At 47.8% G+C, this 15651-nt stretch carries 14 protein-coding genes; 9 read left to right on the forward strand and 5 right to left on the reverse strand.

What is annotated here, in order from left to right; all coding sequences use genetic code 11:
- Window positions 1-136 precede the first annotated feature (136 nt).
- From WKJ03_RS09205 to WKJ03_RS09215, 3 genes are all read left to right on the forward strand, one after another.
- Window positions 137-1927, forward strand: coding sequence for a DEAD/DEAH box helicase (locus WKJ03_RS09205; protein ID WP_337841896.1), 1791 nt, complete (start codon window positions 137-139; stop codon window positions 1925-1927).
- Window positions 1928-2021: 94 nt separating this feature from the next.
- Window positions 2022-2456, forward strand: a complete 435-nt coding sequence (trxC, locus tag WKJ03_RS09210) for a thioredoxin TrxC (protein ID WP_337841897.1) — start codon at window positions 2022-2024, stop codon at window positions 2454-2456.
- Between the two features lie 14 nt (window positions 2457-2470).
- Complete coding sequence (locus WKJ03_RS09215) at window positions 2471-2956, forward strand: YbhB/YbcL family Raf kinase inhibitor-like protein (RefSeq protein WP_337841898.1); 486 nt, start codon at window positions 2471-2473, stop codon at window positions 2954-2956.
- Window positions 2957-3016: 60 nt separating this feature from the next.
- Here WKJ03_RS09215 and mnmE read toward each other — a convergent pair whose 3' ends face one another.
- From mnmE to rpmH, 5 genes are all read right to left on the reverse strand, one after another.
- The gene (gene mnmE / locus WKJ03_RS09220) at window positions 3017-4381 is read right to left on the reverse strand and encodes a tRNA uridine-5-carboxymethylaminomethyl(34) synthesis GTPase MnmE (protein WP_337841899.1); all 1365 of its coding nucleotides are present in this window, start codon (window positions 4379-4381) and stop codon (window positions 3017-3019) included.
- A gap of 87 nt (window positions 4382-4468) precedes the next feature.
- Window positions 4469-6103, reverse strand: a complete 1635-nt coding sequence (gene yidC, locus WKJ03_RS09225; protein ID WP_337841900.1) for a membrane protein insertase YidC — start codon at window positions 6101-6103, stop codon at window positions 4469-4471.
- A gap of 3 nt (window positions 6104-6106) precedes the next feature.
- The gene (yidD, locus tag WKJ03_RS09230) at window positions 6107-6370 is read right to left on the reverse strand and encodes a membrane protein insertion efficiency factor YidD (protein WP_337841901.1); all 264 of its coding nucleotides are present in this window, start codon (window positions 6368-6370) and stop codon (window positions 6107-6109) included.
- Entirely contained in the window at window positions 6322-6693 is a 372-nt protein-coding gene (rnpA, locus tag WKJ03_RS09235) for a ribonuclease P protein component (protein WP_337841902.1), read from the reverse strand. Before rnpA ends, yidD begins: the two co-directional genes overlap by 49 nt.
- A 13-nt stretch (window positions 6694-6706) precedes the next feature.
- The gene (gene rpmH, locus WKJ03_RS09240; RefSeq protein ID WP_337841903.1) at window positions 6707-6844 is read right to left on the reverse strand and encodes a 50S ribosomal protein L34; all 138 of its coding nucleotides are present in this window, start codon (window positions 6842-6844) and stop codon (window positions 6707-6709) included.
- Window positions 6845-7293: 449 nt separating this feature from the next.
- Between rpmH and dnaA the strand changes: the two genes are divergently transcribed.
- The 6 genes from dnaA (at window position 7294) to WKJ03_RS09270 (ending at window position 15567) form a co-directional block, all read left to right on the forward strand.
- Window positions 7294-8652 (forward strand): chromosomal replication initiator protein DnaA, encoded by a 1359-nt coding sequence (gene dnaA, locus WKJ03_RS09245; RefSeq protein ID WP_337841904.1) that lies wholly within the window; start codon window positions 7294-7296, stop codon window positions 8650-8652.
- Window positions 8653-8667: 15 nt separating this feature from the next.
- Window positions 8668-9780, forward strand: a complete 1113-nt coding sequence (gene dnaN / locus WKJ03_RS09250) for a DNA polymerase III subunit beta (RefSeq protein ID WP_337841905.1) — start codon at window positions 8668-8670, stop codon at window positions 9778-9780.
- A 3-nt stretch (window positions 9781-9783) separates the two neighbouring features.
- Window positions 9784-10884: a DNA replication/repair protein RecF gene (gene recF / locus WKJ03_RS09255; RefSeq protein WP_337841906.1), complete on the forward strand. Its 1101-nt coding sequence runs from the start codon at window positions 9784-9786 to the stop codon at window positions 10882-10884.
- A 1-nt stretch (window position 10885) separates the two neighbouring features.
- Window positions 10886-13306, forward strand: a complete 2421-nt coding sequence (gene gyrB / locus WKJ03_RS09260) for a DNA topoisomerase (ATP-hydrolyzing) subunit B (protein WP_337841907.1) — start codon at window positions 10886-10888, stop codon at window positions 13304-13306.
- A 327-nt stretch (window positions 13307-13633) separates the two neighbouring features.
- Entirely contained in the window at window positions 13634-14197 is a 564-nt protein-coding gene (locus WKJ03_RS09265) for an SLATT domain-containing protein (protein WP_337841908.1), read from the forward strand.
- Window positions 14194-15567, forward strand: a complete 1374-nt coding sequence (locus tag WKJ03_RS09270) for a reverse transcriptase domain-containing protein (RefSeq protein ID WP_337841909.1) — start codon at window positions 14194-14196, stop codon at window positions 15565-15567. The genes WKJ03_RS09265 and WKJ03_RS09270 overlap by 4 nt, the downstream gene beginning before the upstream one ends.
- Window positions 15568-15651 lie beyond the last annotated feature (84 nt).

Raw genomic sequence — 15651 nt, forward strand, 5'->3', positions numbered from 1 at the left:
GTTATACTACTGGAATTAAAAAGAGCAAAGCCAAGGCTTTCTGCTCTTTTTGGGTATTTTTACTGCTGTGCAGGCTCAGTAAAACTACAATAGCACAACCCCTTAGGCCTGCGTGTTATTGAGGTTTTTACAATTTATGTCTGAGTCCATGTCTTTTTCCCAGCTGGCCTTGCCAGAACCAATTCTGCGCGCTGTGACAGAATTAGGTTATGAGCATCCGTCACCTATTCAAGAAGCGGCTATCCCTAAATTGCTGGCTGGTGAAGACTTGTTAGGTCAAGCCCAGACCGGTACAGGTAAAACAGCGGCTTTCGCGTTGCCGCTGTTAGCCCGCCTGGATCCAAAGCAATCTGAACCACAGATCCTGGTTCTGGCGCCAACCCGTGAGCTGGCTATTCAGGTAGCCGAAGCCTTTCAGGCTTATGCCCGTTACATGCCAGAGTTTCATGTACTGCCTTTATACGGCGGTCAGAACTATTCCACTCAGCTGCGTTCGTTAAAACGTGGCTCTCAGGTGATCGTCGGTACACCAGGTCGTATTCTGGATCACCTGGATCGTGGCACCTTAGTGCTGGATAAACTGCGCGCTATCGTACTGGATGAAGCCGATGAAATGCTGCGTATGGGTTTTATCGACGACGTTCAGACCATTATGGACGCGACGCCGGAAGGCCGTCAGGTCGCGATGTTCTCTGCCACTATGCCACCACAAATCCGTGCCATTGCTCAAAAGCATTTAGGTGGCGCACAGGAAGTGAAGATTGAATCCAAGACCAGCACTGTTGAGCGTATTCAACAGCGTTACGTGATGCTGGATGGCAATCAGAAACTGGATGCATTAACCCGCGTGCTGGAAGGTGAAGAGTACGATGCAGCGATCATTTTCGTTCGTACCAAAAGTGCCACAGAAGAAATTTCTGAAAAGCTGGGTGCCCGTGGTTATGCCGTTGCCTGCCTGAATGGTGATATGAATCAGGCGCACCGCGAACAGACCATTCGCCGTCTGAAAGCCGACCAACTGGATGTGATCGTCGCCACTGACGTAGCTGCCCGCGGTCTGGATGTCGAGCGCATCAGCCTGGTGGTCAACTACGACATTCCATACGACAGCGAAGCTTATGTGCACCGTATCGGTCGTACTGGCCGTGCTGGCCGCGAAGGGAAAGCTATTCTGTTCGTATCGCCACGTGAACGTCGTTTACTGCGTACCATTGAACACGCAACCCGTCAGCCAATTGAAAAAATGTCGCTGCCGTCTGGCCAGGTCATTGAACAGCGTCGTATCGAATCCTTCCGTGCAACCCTGGCACAAACCATCGAAACGCAGAACCTGAGTTTCTTCCAGGATCTGATCAATGAATGGCGCGACTCGATGGACACCACGGATGCAGATTTAGCAGCAGCACTGCTGTATCTGGCACAAAAAGATCAACCATTAAATGTGGCTTCTCAGTTCCCTGAAATCCGTGAACCGCACAGCCGTGACCGTGATACTGGCGACCGTCCACGCCGCGAGCGGTTTGAGCGTGGTGACAGGCCTGAACGCAGTGGTGATCGGTCAGAACGGGGTCCGCGCCCGCCACGTCGTGAAATGAAAGGGGATTACACCACATACCGCATCGAAGTGGGTAAAGAGCACGGCGTTCGCGCTGGCGATATTGTTGGTGCTATTGCCAATGAAGCCAATATCGACAGCCAGTTTATCGGTAACATCAAACTGTTCGACCATTTCAGTACTGTAGAACTGCCAGCCAGTATGCCAAATGAAATCTTCCAGCATTTGAAGAAGGTGTATGTGCGTAAGCAGAAGCTGAATATCAGTGTTGATACCGGTGCTCCGGCGTCAGCGTCAGGTGAACGTCGTCCAGCCGGACCTGGGCCTCGTCCTGGTGCGGCTCCACGCCCACCGCGTAAACCACGTGATTAATAAGTGAAAAAGCCCGGCATGCCGGGCTTTTTTTCGGCTTGAGTTTGTGATCTTTAGCCCCATATTGAATGGAAATTGCCTGAAGGGGTAGTCCATGATCCTTGCTTGTCCCAGCTGTTCCACCCTTAACCGTATTGATCCGGCTAAAATCGCTGATAAACCCAACTGTGGTCGCTGCAAACAAAGTTTGTTTCAGGGGAAAGCCATAGAGCTGACGGCTGATAACTTTGTGAATCACGTGCAGAAATCCGAGCTTCCTGTGGTGATCGACTTTTGGGCCAGCTGGTGTGGACCTTGTTTGAGTTTTGCACCTGTGTTCAGCCAGGCCGCCGCTGAACTGGAGCCGCGTTTTCGTTTTGCTAAGGTCAATACCGAACAACAGCAGCAACTGGCGGCACAGTTTCAGATCCGCTCTATTCCAACTTTGATGTTATTTAAGCAGGGAAAACAGGTTGCACAGCAGTCGGGAGCCATGCCAAAACAGATGTTTTATCAATGGCTGCAGCAGCATAGCTGGCAGTCCACTTAAAAAAGGAATGACCTATGAGCCAATTTCAGTTAACCAGCCCGGATATTAAAGAAGGCCATTTTATGGCCAAAACCTTTGAGTTTAATGGTTTTGGCTGTGACGGCCCTAATAAATCGCCAGCTTTGGCATGGTCAGATGCACCAGCGGGCACCAAAAGTTTTGCGGTGACAGTGTTTGATCCGGATGCGCCGACCGGGTCGGGGTTTTGGCACTGGTTGGTGCTGGATATTCCTGCAACTGTGTCTGCTCTGGCGCAAGGGGCCGGCAGTGGAGCGCTACCCACTGGAGCCCGAACTTTACGCAATGACTATGGTTTATATGAATTTGGCGGTGCTTGTCCGCCGCCAGGCCACGGGATGCACCGCTATCAGTTTACAGTCTGGGCGCTGCCCACAGAAACTCTGGCTGTGCCCGACGAAGCAAGCGCTGCGGTGGTAGGTTTTATGCTGAATGCCAACGCTTTAGGCAAAGCTACAATCACGGCGACCTATGCCCGATAAACCAATCCATGGAAGCTCCGCCACTCCCTGAGTGAGGGGCTTCCGTTTCTATTCCCCGTTTTATTTACCGATACAGAATGAACTGAAAATCCGGCCTAACAGGTCGTCCGAGCTGAATTCCCCGGTTATTTCATTGAGATGCTGTTGCGTCAGTCGCAGCTCTTCTGCCAGCAATTCGCCAGCCAGGTGGTCATGCAACTGCTGTTCTCCAATGGCCAGATGTTCGGCTGCGCGGGCTAATGCATCCAAATGACGGCGTCGGGCAATAAAGCTGCCTTCACCTGTTCCGTCAAAACCCATGCAGGCTTTTAAATGCTCACGCAGTTCAGCTATCCCAGAGTTGGTTTTGGCTGATATATGAAATACCGGGAACTCTCCACTACTACTGGCGCCGACAGTTTCACCTGTTAAATCTGCTTTGTTGCGAATGACGGTCAGACCCAGATCTTTCGGTAAACGGGCAATAAAGTCTGGCCAGATTTCAGCTGGGCTGCTGGCTTGAGTGGTGGTGCCGTCGACCATAAACAATACGCGGTCGGCTTGCTCTATTTCCTGCCAGGCGCGCTCGATACCGATCTGTTCCACTTTGTCTGTGGCCTCGCGTAGGCCTGCGGTATCGATGATATGCAGCGGCATGCCGTCAATATGAATATGTTCCCGCAAGACATCCCGGGTGGTACCGGCAATTTCGGTCACAATAGCCGCTTCACGACCAGCCAACGCGTTCAGCAGGCTGGATTTACCGGCATTAGGGCGGCCGGCTATCACCACGCGCATGCCTTCACGCAAAATGCTGCCTTGGGTGGCCTGGCGCTGAATTGCGTTTAAATCACTGATAATGTCGCTTAAATCGCCTGAGACTTTGCCGTCGGATAAAAAGTCGATTTCTTCATCCGGAAAATCAATGGCCGCTTCGACGTACATTCGAAGATAAATGACTTTCTCTACCAGATCATGAATTTTACGCGAGAATTCACCCTGCAAAGAGTGCATGGCTGAACGGGCTGCCTGCTCACTGCTGGCGTCAATTAAGTCGGCAATGGCTTCGGCCTGGGTTAAATCCAGCTTGTCATTGAGAAAAGCCCGTTCAGAAAACTCACCTGGGCGGGCGATGCGAACTCCTTTTAACATCAGCACCCGGCGCAACAACATATCCAGCAGCACAGGCCCACCATGACCTTGCAGTTCCAGCACATCTTCGCCGGTAAAGGAGTTAGGCCCAGGGAAGTACAGTGCTATGCCCTGATCGAGCACCTGACCCTGATGGTCGAGGAAAGGCAGGTATTCGGCATATCGTGCTTTGGGCACTTTACCTAACAGAGCCTGTGCCACCGCGGTTACAGCAGGGCCTGATACCCGGATAATACCTACGCCTGCCCGGCCTGTTGCGGTGGCCTGAGCGGCAATAGTGTCTGTACTGTACATAAAACCTCTTCTTTACCAACAGGTTGCAGATAAACAAAAGGCCTGTTGGTGAGGGTACCAGCAGGCCTTGGTCAGACGGTGACGCTTTTAAGCCCTGCTATACAGGCCTTTTTTCTCCATGCCACGATAAATGTAGAGCATCTGAGCCAGAGAAATCAGGTTGCTGACCACCCAGTACAACACCAGGCCACTTGGGAACCAGAGGAAGAATACTGAGAATACCACTGGCATCCACAACATGATCTTCTGTTGCATAGGGTCTGTCACTGTCATAGGTGTCAGCTTTTGCATAATAAACATACTGATGCCATATAAAACCGGCAGTACGTAATAGGGGTCTTGAACCGACAAATCCTGGATCCACAAGGCAAAAGGCGCCTGACGTAATTCCACGCTTTCCACGAAGACCCAGTACAACGCCAGGAAAATCGGCATTTGGATCAGCATTGGCAGGCAGCCCCCCATAGGGTTAACTTTTTCCTTGCGGTACAGTTCCATCATGGCCGGGCCCAGTTTCTGCCGGTCATCTTTGTAGCGGGCCTGAATTTCATCCATTTTCGGCTTCAGGTTGCGCATCTTCGCCTGAGATTCGTACTGCACTTTGGTGAGAGGGAACATCAAACCTTTGATTAACAGAGTAATAATGATAATGGCCACACCCCAGTTACTGACAAAACCCTGGATCAGCGTCAACAACGCAAACAAAGGCTGAGAAATAAACCAGAGGAAACCATAGTCCACTGTCAGATCCAGGCCATCCGCCAGGTTAGCCAGGTGGTCTTGATCTTTAGGGCCAGCATAAAAAACGGAAGTTAAAGTCTGGGTTTCGCCCGCTGGAATAGTGACTTCCGGGCCTCGGGCTCCAATTACACCATTGCCATTGTTCACCAGACTGTACAGCTGATTATCTGTGTCTTTTTGTGGGATCCAGGCAGCAACAAAATAGTGTTCCAGCATGGCAACCCAGCCACCTTTGGTCGGAGACAACAGGTTGGTTTCCTGCATATCTTCGAAGTCGTATTTTTCATAACGTTTTTCACTGGTGGAGTAAGCGGCGCCGCGGTAAATCGGCATCATCATGCTGCTGGTTTTGCCACCTTCTATGGTCTGGATCAGGTGTTGATAGGGCTGCACCAGTTTGGTCTGGTCTGAAGTATTTTTCAGCAAATATTCTACCCGGACATCGTATTTGCCTGCGGTAAATACATAACGCTTTTCAATTTCCAGACCGTTATGCAGATAAGTCAGCGGCACAACCAGTTCTGTTTGCCCTTCAGCCAGTTGGTACTGAGTTTGACCTGTGGAGTAGACAGGGCGACCATTGTTGCGCTTGTCATCTGGACCGTCTGCCAGTAAACCTGATTGTGCTACATACTCAAAACCATTGAGTTTACGCATCAGCTGATAAGGTTCAGGGTTGTTCAAGGCCAGAGTGAAAGCTGGCAGTTTCAGGTCAACGATATCGCCGCCTTTGGTGTCTATCACCAGCTCCAGTACGTCAGTACGCACCTTAATCTGTTGTGCTGTGACAGCAGTTACTGCTGGCTTGGCGCTGCTGCTGGTGTTACCCAGCTGTAATTCGGCAGAATTGCCCGCTGGCTGGCCGTTTTGTGTCGCTGTTGCTGGGGCAGGTTTGGGCGCATGGTCCGTCTGCCAGGCTTGCCATAATAATAAGCTGACAAAAGCCAGGGCGATCACTAATAAACTGCGTTGAGAATCCATCTGTTAGTTAGTCTCTTTCTGCTGTTGTGGAACCGGGTCTTCACCACCGGGATGTAAAGGGTGACATTTTAATAGACGTTTGGCGGTTAACCAACTGCCTTTTACCGCACCAAAACGATCAATGGCTTCAATGGAATAGTGAGAGCAGGTTGGGTAAAAACGACAATTGGAGCCAAGCATCGGACTGAGCACCAGCTGATAACCCCGAATGGCTTTAATCAGCAATTTTGCTGTAATGCCTGATATTGGCGTTTGATCTTGCCCCATAACTTTTCCAGTTGCTTATGCAATTCTGCATTCGGCGTTGTACTGATATCGCCTTTGACCAAAAGCACCAAATCGACCGGTGGTAACTCATGCTGATGCAAACGAAAGTTATTGCGGCAGCAGCGTTTAATCCGGTTGCGTTGCGTGGCTAATTTAACACGTTTTTTAGCGATGGTCAGACCTAATCTGGGCGCAGGCCTTTGATTGGCTTTACAGAGGATGGTGAAAAGAGGAGAAGATACCCTGAAGGGTTCCTGGAAGACATTGTTGAATTCGCTGGGAGTTAACAGCCGTAACTCCCTGCTGAATGTGTAGCTGACCACGCAGCGACCAAGCTTAAACTTGAGTCAGGCGTTTGCGGCCTTTAGCACGACGACGTGCTAATACTTGACGACCATTTTTGGTAGCCATGCGAGCACGGAAGCCGTGATTGCGTTTACGTTTTAAAACGCTAGGTTGAAAGGTTCTTTTCATAACTTCGTCCGTCCGGTCGATATTTACTAAGGGTCTGTGTTTTAGTAAGTACCAAAACGCAGCGATTAAAAAAGAGCGCGAATTTTAAGGGAGCCTTTGCGTCTTGTCAACGCAGATCCTCACCTTTCCACCCTCTGATCCTTGTATTTTTTTCATTCAGCTGAAAGTTGTCCACAAGCAAGCCATTTCGCATTGAATAAAATGTGACTAAATACCACCGGAGGTCTGCTCAGTTTAAGCAGAGACTGCGCTATTTCTAATTGGTATAACTAATTAATTTTCAATTAAATTAGTTAGTTATTAGTCATTTTTGGCCGCTGCCTGCTTCAGCAGTGATTTTTGCAAAAGTCAATATTGAAGTTGTGGATAAAGTCAGTTCATAATGCTGCTCGTTTCATTGACGCCGGCCCGACTTCATCAGAATAAACAGGGGCTTTCTGGAGATAAAGGTGTATCAATCCGTTTGGAAAAACTGCCTTGAAGCTTTGCAGGCTGAGTTACCTGCCCGCGATTTCGGTACCTGGATCCGTCCGTTACAAGCCGATAGTTCTGATGATGCCCTGACGTTGTATGCACCCAACCGTTTTGTACTGGACTGGGTTCGCGACAAATACCTGAACCGGATCAATGAGTTGATCCAGGGGTATTGTGGAGATCATGCGCCCCGTTTACGTTTCGACGTTGGATCTTCGCAAAAAGTCAGCCCTGCACCTGTGCAGACATTGCCAAAAGTGGCCGTGGCTAATCCGGTGGCTGCCGTGGTCGAGCCAGCACCAAAAACCATTGTGAACAGCAATGTGAATCCTAAACACAACTTTGATAACTTTGTCGAAGGTAAATCAAACCAGCTGGCTCGGGCGGCCGCCCGTCAGGTGGCCGACAACCCTGGTTCAGCGTACAATCCTTTGTTCCTTTACGGTGGAACTGGTTTAGGTAAAACCCACTTATTACATGCAGTCGGTAACGGCATTCTGGCGAAGAAACCCGATGCCAAAGTTATCTATATGCATTCTGAGCGTTTTGTACAGGACATGGTCAAAGCACTGCAGAACAATGCCATTGAAGAATTCAAACGTTACTACCGTTCAGTGGACGCCTTACTGATTGATGATATTCAGTTTTTCGCCAAAAAGGACCGTTCACAGGAAGAGTTCTTCCATACCTTTAATGCTTTGCTTGAAGGCAATCAGCAGATCATTCTGACCAGTGATCGTTATCCAAAAGAGATTGATGGTGTGGAAGAGCGGCTGAAAAGCCGCTTTGGCTGGGGTCTGACTATTGCGATTGAGCCTCCAGAACTGGAAACCCGCGTTGCGATCCTGATGCGTAAGGCTCAGGAAATTAACATTCGTTTGCCTGAAGAAGTGGCTTTTTTTGTCGCCAAACGGCTTCGTTCCAATGTTAGGGAATTAGAGGGGGCGTTAAACCGTATCTCGGCGAATGCCAATTTTACCGGTCGTCCTATCACCATTGATTTTGTCCGTGAAGCGCTTCGCGATATGCTGGCTTTGCAGGACAAGTTGGTCACCATTGAAAATATTCAGAAAACTGTGGCTGAGTATTACAAGATCAGGGTGGCTGACTTATTATCAAAACGCCGCAGCCGTTCAGTGGCTCGGCCCAGGCAGATGGCAATGGCGCTGGCGAAAGAGCTGACCAACCACAGTTTGCCGGAAATTGGTGATGCTTTTGGTGGCCGCGACCATACCACAGTGTTGCACGCCTGCCGTAAGATTGAGTCGCTTAAAGAAGAAACCCATGAAATAAAAGAAGATTTCCAGAATTTAATCCGGACTTTGTCTTCATAACACTAGGGACTGATGATGCAATTTACTCTTGACCGGGACGCTCTGCTGAAACCATTGCAAATGGTATCTGGTGCTATTGAGCGTCGTCACACTTTGCCTATTTTGTCGAATGTCTTAATTGAAGTCACTGCCGAAGGTCAGTTAGTGCTGACCGGGACCGATCTGGAAATTGAGTTGGTTGCCCATGCCCCGGTGCAGCAGGTTCAGGTGCCAGGCCGTATTACAGTGCCAGCCAAAAAGTTGCTGGATATCTGTCGTAGTTTGCCGGACAGCAGTCTGCTTGACGTTGTCGTGCAGGGAGACAACTGTGTGGTCAGCACAGGCAAAAGTAAATTTACCCTGTCAACGCTGAGCGCTAACGACTATCCGAACCTGGAAAGCTGGGCTGGAGAGGTCGAATTGCAACTCGAACGTCAGCAGTTGCGGCATTTGCTGGATGACACGGCTTTTTCGATGGCGAATCAGGACGTGCGTTATTACCTGAATGGCCTGTTGTTTGAAGTGGACAATGGTGTATTGCGTGCTGTCGCAACAGACGGTCATCGTCTGGCGTTAAGCACGCTGGATGTCGCCGCGACATCTGGCCATCAGAAACAAATTATTATTCCGCGCAAAGGTGTGCTGGAAATTATGCGCCTGCTAAGCGCAGATGAGCAACTGGTTCAACTGAGTTTAGGGCAAAACCATATCCGGCTGACCGACAGCCAGTTTAGCTTCAGCTGTAAGCTGATTGATGGTCGTTTCCCTGATTACCGTCGTGTGTTACCACGTAACAGCACAAAAAAGGTAACGGCACATCGTGACGTCTTAAAAGACGCCTGCATGCGGGCATCCATTCTGTCGAACGAAAAATACCGCGGCGTGCGTTTTACCCTGTCGGGCCAGAATGAGCTGCAGATAGTGGCGAATAATCCTGAACATGAACAGGCCGAAGAAGTGATCGAAGTGGAGTATGTTGGTGAGGCGCTGGAAATCGGCTTTAACGTGGGTTATTTGCTGGATGTCCTGAACACGCTGTCAACCGATTTGGTGATTATGAATTTAAGTGACGCCAACTCCAGTGCGTTAGTCGAAGGTGTGGGTAACCACACTGGTGCTATGTACGTTGTGATGCCAATGCGTTTGTAAATTATGGCGTTACGCTCGCTGCGGTTGCATCGATTCCGCAATATTGAACTGGCGGAATTAGCACCGCATCCCGGTATTAATCTGGTCTGTGGTGCCAATGGCAGCGGTAAAACCAGTTTGCTGGAAGCTGTGTATCTGCTTGCGCATGGCCGCTCTTTTCGTAGTAACCGTCTGGATAAAATCATTCGGCATAATACGGACGACTTTATTCTGCATGCCAGTATCGATCTGGCCGGCCAGGCCGCCAGTTTAGGTATACAACGCCAGCGGGAGCAGGATTTGCTGATGCGGTTGAACGGCGACAACCTGCAGCGTTTATCTGATTTGGCGTTGTTGTTGCCTGTGCAGCTGGTGACACCTGAGACCTTTAAGTTGTTACTGGGGGGGCCCAAAGAGCGGCGACAGTTTTTTGATATGGGGTTGTTTCACGTGGAACAACGGTTTTTTCCGTTGTGGAGCAAACTGCAACGTATCCTGAAACACCGTAATGCACTGCTGAAAACCCAGAGGCGTTACAACGACGAATATGCTTATTGGGATCAGAATCTGGCAGAGTTGTCTTTTGAACTGCATGGTCTACGCCAAAGTTATATTGAGACACTCACTCAGGCGTTAAGCCCGTTGATGACCACTATCAACTGGGCAGAACAGCTGGAACTGCAACTTTACGCCGGTTGGCCTGAGCGGATACAGAGTGCTGCAGAATTGCAACAACTGTTGCAGCAGAATTTCAGTCAGGACTTACGTCTGGGGCACAGCCAATATGGCCCACAAAAAGCTGATTTAAAGCTGAAAGTACAGCAGCAGGCTGTGGAAGAACTGCTGTCGCGCGGGCAACTCAAGGTTTTATTGTTTGCGCTGAAGGTTGCGCAAAACAACTTAATTTATAGCTACGGCCAGAAGCGGCCGGTGTTATTAATAGATGATTTGGCGTCGGAATTAGATGATAATTCCAAGCGTCATATTTTTAGTTTTTTAAACACCATTAACTCGCAGGTGTTTATTACTGCGATTAATGCTGACCAGGTTTTACCATCAGTACCGGAACAAAACCCGGCATTGTTTCACGTGGAACAAGGGCAGATAACAAAACGGACAGAATGAGATGGCCGAAGAACATAATTACGATTCGTCGAGTATCAAAGTATTAAAAGGCCTTGATGCAGTACGTAAAAGACCCGGTATGTATATCGGTGACACGGATGATGGCTCAGGCCTGCACCATATGGTATTCGAGGTGGTGGACAACTCCATCGACGAAGCTTTAGCGGGTTATTGCTCTGACGTTTTTGTCACCATCCATTCCGATGGTTCAGTATCAGTACGCGACAATGGTCGTGGTATTCCAACCGATATGCACGAAGAAGGGGTGTCAGCAGCCGAAGTGATCATGACGGTGTTACACGCCGGTGGCAAGTTCGACGACAACTCTTATAAAGTGTCTGGTGGTTTGCATGGTGTGGGCGTGTCGGTGGTGAATGCTTTGTCTGACAAACTGGAACTGACCATTCGCCGCAAAAACCAGGTGCATTCTCAAATCTATCGCTTAGGTGTGCCGGATGCACCTTTGGCTGTAGTTGGTGAAACTGATTCCACGGGAACTGAAATTCGTTTCTGGCCAAGCCCGACCATATTCAGCGACATCAACTTCCACTACGATATTCTGGCCAAGCGTCTGCGTGAACTGTCATTCCTGAATTCTGGTGTCAGCATCATTCTGACCGATGAGCGGGAAGATAAGCGAGACCACTTTAAATATGAAGGTGGTATCGAAGCCTTTGTGCAGTACCTGAACCGTACCAAAACCCCTGTGCACCAGAAAGCATTCTACTTTACGTCCCAGCGTGAAGAAGATGGTATCTCAGTGGAAGTGTCGATGCAGTGGAATGACTCGTTCCAGGAAAACATCTACTGTTTCACTAACAACATCCCTCAGCGTGATGGTGGTACTCACCTGGCTGGCTTCCGTTCCGCTTTGACGCGGGTACTGAACACTTATATGGAAGCCGAAGGTTTTGCCAAAAAAATGAAAGTGGCGACCACAGGGGATGACGCCCGTGAAGGCCTGACCGCCGTTATCTCTGTCAAAGTGCCAGACCCGAAATTCAGCTCGCAGACCAAAGATAAACTGGTGTCCAGCGAAGTGAAATCGGCGGTTGAAAGTGCGATGCACGAGAAGCTGAACGAGTACCTGCTGGAAAACCCGGGTGAAGCCAAAATCATCGTCAGCAAAATTGTCGACGCAGCCCGTGCCCGTGAAGCTGCCCGTAAAGCCCGCGAAATGACCCGCCGCAAAGGCGCATTGGATATCGCAGGATTACCAGGAAAACTGGCGGACTGCCAGGAAAAAGACCCGGCGTTATCCGAACTTTACCTGGTGGAGGGTGACTCTGCGGGGGGGTCGGCCAAGCAGGGACGCAACCGCAAAAACCAGGCCATTCTGCCGTTGAAAGGTAAGATCCTGAACGTGGAAAAAGCCCGTTTCGACAAAATGATTTCATCACAGGAAGTGGGGACCCTGATCACGGCCTTGGGTTGTGGTATTGGTCGCGAAGAATACAACCCGGATAAAACCCGCTATCACAGCATCATTCTGATGACGGACGCCGACGTTGACGGTTCCCACATCCGTACTTTGCTGCTGACCTTCTTCTATCGCCAGACGCCTGAGCTGATTGAGCGGGGCTATATCTATATTGCGCAGCCACCACTGTATAAAGTGAAGAAAGGCAAGCAGGAACAGTATATTAAAGACGATTCAGCCTTAACTGAATTCTTGACCACTTTGGCGCTGGATGAAGCCAGCCTGCATGTGAATGCCGATGCACCAGGTATTGGCGGTGCAGCACTGGAAAGCCTGGTGCAGCAGTACCATAAGGTACAGAGCATTATTGCCCGCTTAAGTCGTAAGATCCCAATCAATCTGCTGACTGAGTTGGTGTATGTGCCAGCTGTCACTGTGGACATCTGCAAAGATGCCGCAGCGACAGAGGCCTGGGTGAAAAACCTGGTGACTCGTCTGCAAGAACGTGAAGGTGATGGTTCCAGCTACAGTTTTGCAGTCACAGAAGACCGTGAGCGTCAGTTATCTGTGCCAAAAGTGATTATTCGTCAGCACGGCATCGACAACGAATATGCGCTGCATTATGACTTTATCAACTCGGTCGACTATGGGCGTATTGTGGAGTTAGGCAACGCGATTCGTGACCTGATGGAAGAAGGTGGTTACATCCGTCGTGGTGAAAAAACCAAACCAGTGCAGAGCTTTGCTGAAGCGCTGGAATGGCTGATGGCTGAATCGAAAAAAGGTTTGTATATTCAGCGCTATAAAGGTCTGGGGGAGATGAACCCGGAGCAGCTGTGGGAAACCACCATGGATCCAAACACCCGTCGTATGCTGCGTGTCACTATTGAAGATGCCATCGCAGCCGATCAGTTGTTTAACACGCTGATGGGGGATGAAGTAGAACCTCGTCGTAACTTTATTGAAGAGAACGCACTGAAAGTCGCGAATCTGGATGTGTAAATTTTCTGGTTAACTGGAAAAACAAAAAGCAGGCTAAACAAAGCCTGCTTTTTTAATACTGTTACAAACCAAAATTTTCACTTTAGTTAACTGCTTTGGCCATGAATGAATTGCTGTACAGGGCCTTGATGGGATATTAGTGTTTAGATGGGTACATTCTGCAGCATTTTTGTGTCATTCTTTGTTACTATTTAACTGCTCGGTGGGTGTCAGGTTTCTAGCTTTCGGGTTAGAGATGGATCTAATGAACAACACTTGTGTTTGTTTTGACTTCGAAGCAATTTGAAGTATTAACGTGCTTAATTATTCCCACCGAGCAGTTCAAGGATGAAAAATGTAGATGCATTAAAGAATAAAGCGTGGTTTACCTACAAAGCGCGAATCATGGCCCACGAAAGGTTAATGTTTCTCAACAAAGCCAGTCAGTATCTACTAATTTGGTACTCATTGATCACAGTTATATCTTCAATAGTAATGATCCGCTTCCCTATGATTTTTGGTAGTAACGGCGACATTCTATTAACGTGCATTTCTCTATTCGTACTGGTTCTATCGTTGGTTGTATCAAACCGTGATTATCGTGGTCGCGAAATTGAAATGAGAAAGAACTACCTAGAACTACAAAACTTGTACCGAGAACTCGAATTTAAAAATGAGATTCCCATCGATGAGTTCAGTAAAGTAGACGACAGATATCAATTAATCATAGCTAAAGGCGAAAACCATACTGAATTTGATGATTTGACATTTAGAGTCAAAAATTCGACAACTAGAAAGCCAGCCTGGCATGAGTTCATTTTTTATTATGTAGTCAAAACAGCTGTTTGGTTGTTTTTAATTGCGTTCATCATCACACCTCTAATCATTATTTTCGGAATGTATTCCATATGAGTGCGAGCCGAGAGTTTAGCAAATTATTTAAGCTGTCTTCATTACTAGGGATTTATGCCAAATATATAAAAGATAGTACTGCAACAGGTATAGATAACTGCCGCGCATTTATTTATGAGAAAGAGGCAAAGCAGGATATTTCGGCTGCACTTGAAAGGATTCATTCTAATTGCTATAGATTCTCACAGTATAAAGAGAAACTTATCTCAAAAGGCGCAAACAAACCCCCAAGAGTGTTATCTATCCCGACAATACGAGACCGAGTAATCCTTAAAGCGCTGTCAAAGCTGCTTGCAAAACTATATCCGCAAGCAATTACTGAAATTCCTCAAATTAAAATTAATCGTGTTGTTGAGGCTGTCAAAAGTGGTAGTTACGATGCTTTTATCAAAATAGATTTGAAGAACTTTTATCCATCAATACCTCACGAGCAGCTGTTAAAGATACTTAAGAAAAAGATACGAAAAAAACAAATGTTAGTTTTGATTCAAAATGCTATCAGAACGCCTACTGTGCCGAGGGGGGGAGTGAGCGCAAGCATTAATGACAAAGGTGTGCCGCAAGGACTATCCATATCAAACTTACTAGCTGAAATTTATATCTCAGATGTTGACCAACATTTTTATGAAGACCCTAGTCTTCACTACACTAGGTATGTTGACGATATTCTAATCCTATGTAATACGGAAGACTCGGAAGCCATCTATGAGCGGGCTATTAGTTATTTAAAGAGCAAACTTTTAGAACCACATGAAAGGGATTTAATTGGCTCTAAGACTCAGGTTGAACCTGTTTCAAAAGGTTTTGAGTATTTGGGGTATTCATTCAAAGCTGGTCGCATATCTCCTAAAGATAGCAGCATAAAAAATTTTGAATCGAAGATTGCCTCTGTACTAACAGCCTATAAATATAAAAATGAACTTTCAAAAAATGCTGCTGATCGAATAAAAGCTCTTGACGTTTGTCAGTGGCGCTTGAACTTGAAACTTTCGGGATGTATTTTCCAATCAAAAAGGCTCGGTTGGGTTTTTTATTTTTCACAAGCTGATAATACAACCAGTTTTCGTCATATTGATTCGACTGTGAACAGTATGCTTATTAGGGCAGGGATCAAAGATAAGATAAAAGTTAAAAAGGTTCTAAAGGCATATTATGAAGCGCGTAGAACAGACAAATCTACTCATAAATATGTGGTTAACTTTGACACTATGAGCACCGTAGAGAAAAAGTTGATTCTTCGACGTTACTTAGGAGCGAATAAAGTGGACAAACTAAGTGATGCGCAAATTGACTCCTTATTCAAAATGAAACTCAGAGATATCATCAAAGAGTTAGAGCAAGACACCTCTCAAGACTCTTCAAGCCTTTAAATCTGAATAAAACCCTTAAAAAACGCGGCTTGGCGCTACAGTTCAAGGCCGCAAATGGGTATACTTTTCAGTCATTTTTTGAAG

This window comes from Rheinheimera sp. (assembly GCF_037442525.1).
GTDB lineage: Bacteria > Pseudomonadota > Gammaproteobacteria > Enterobacterales > Alteromonadaceae > Pararheinheimera.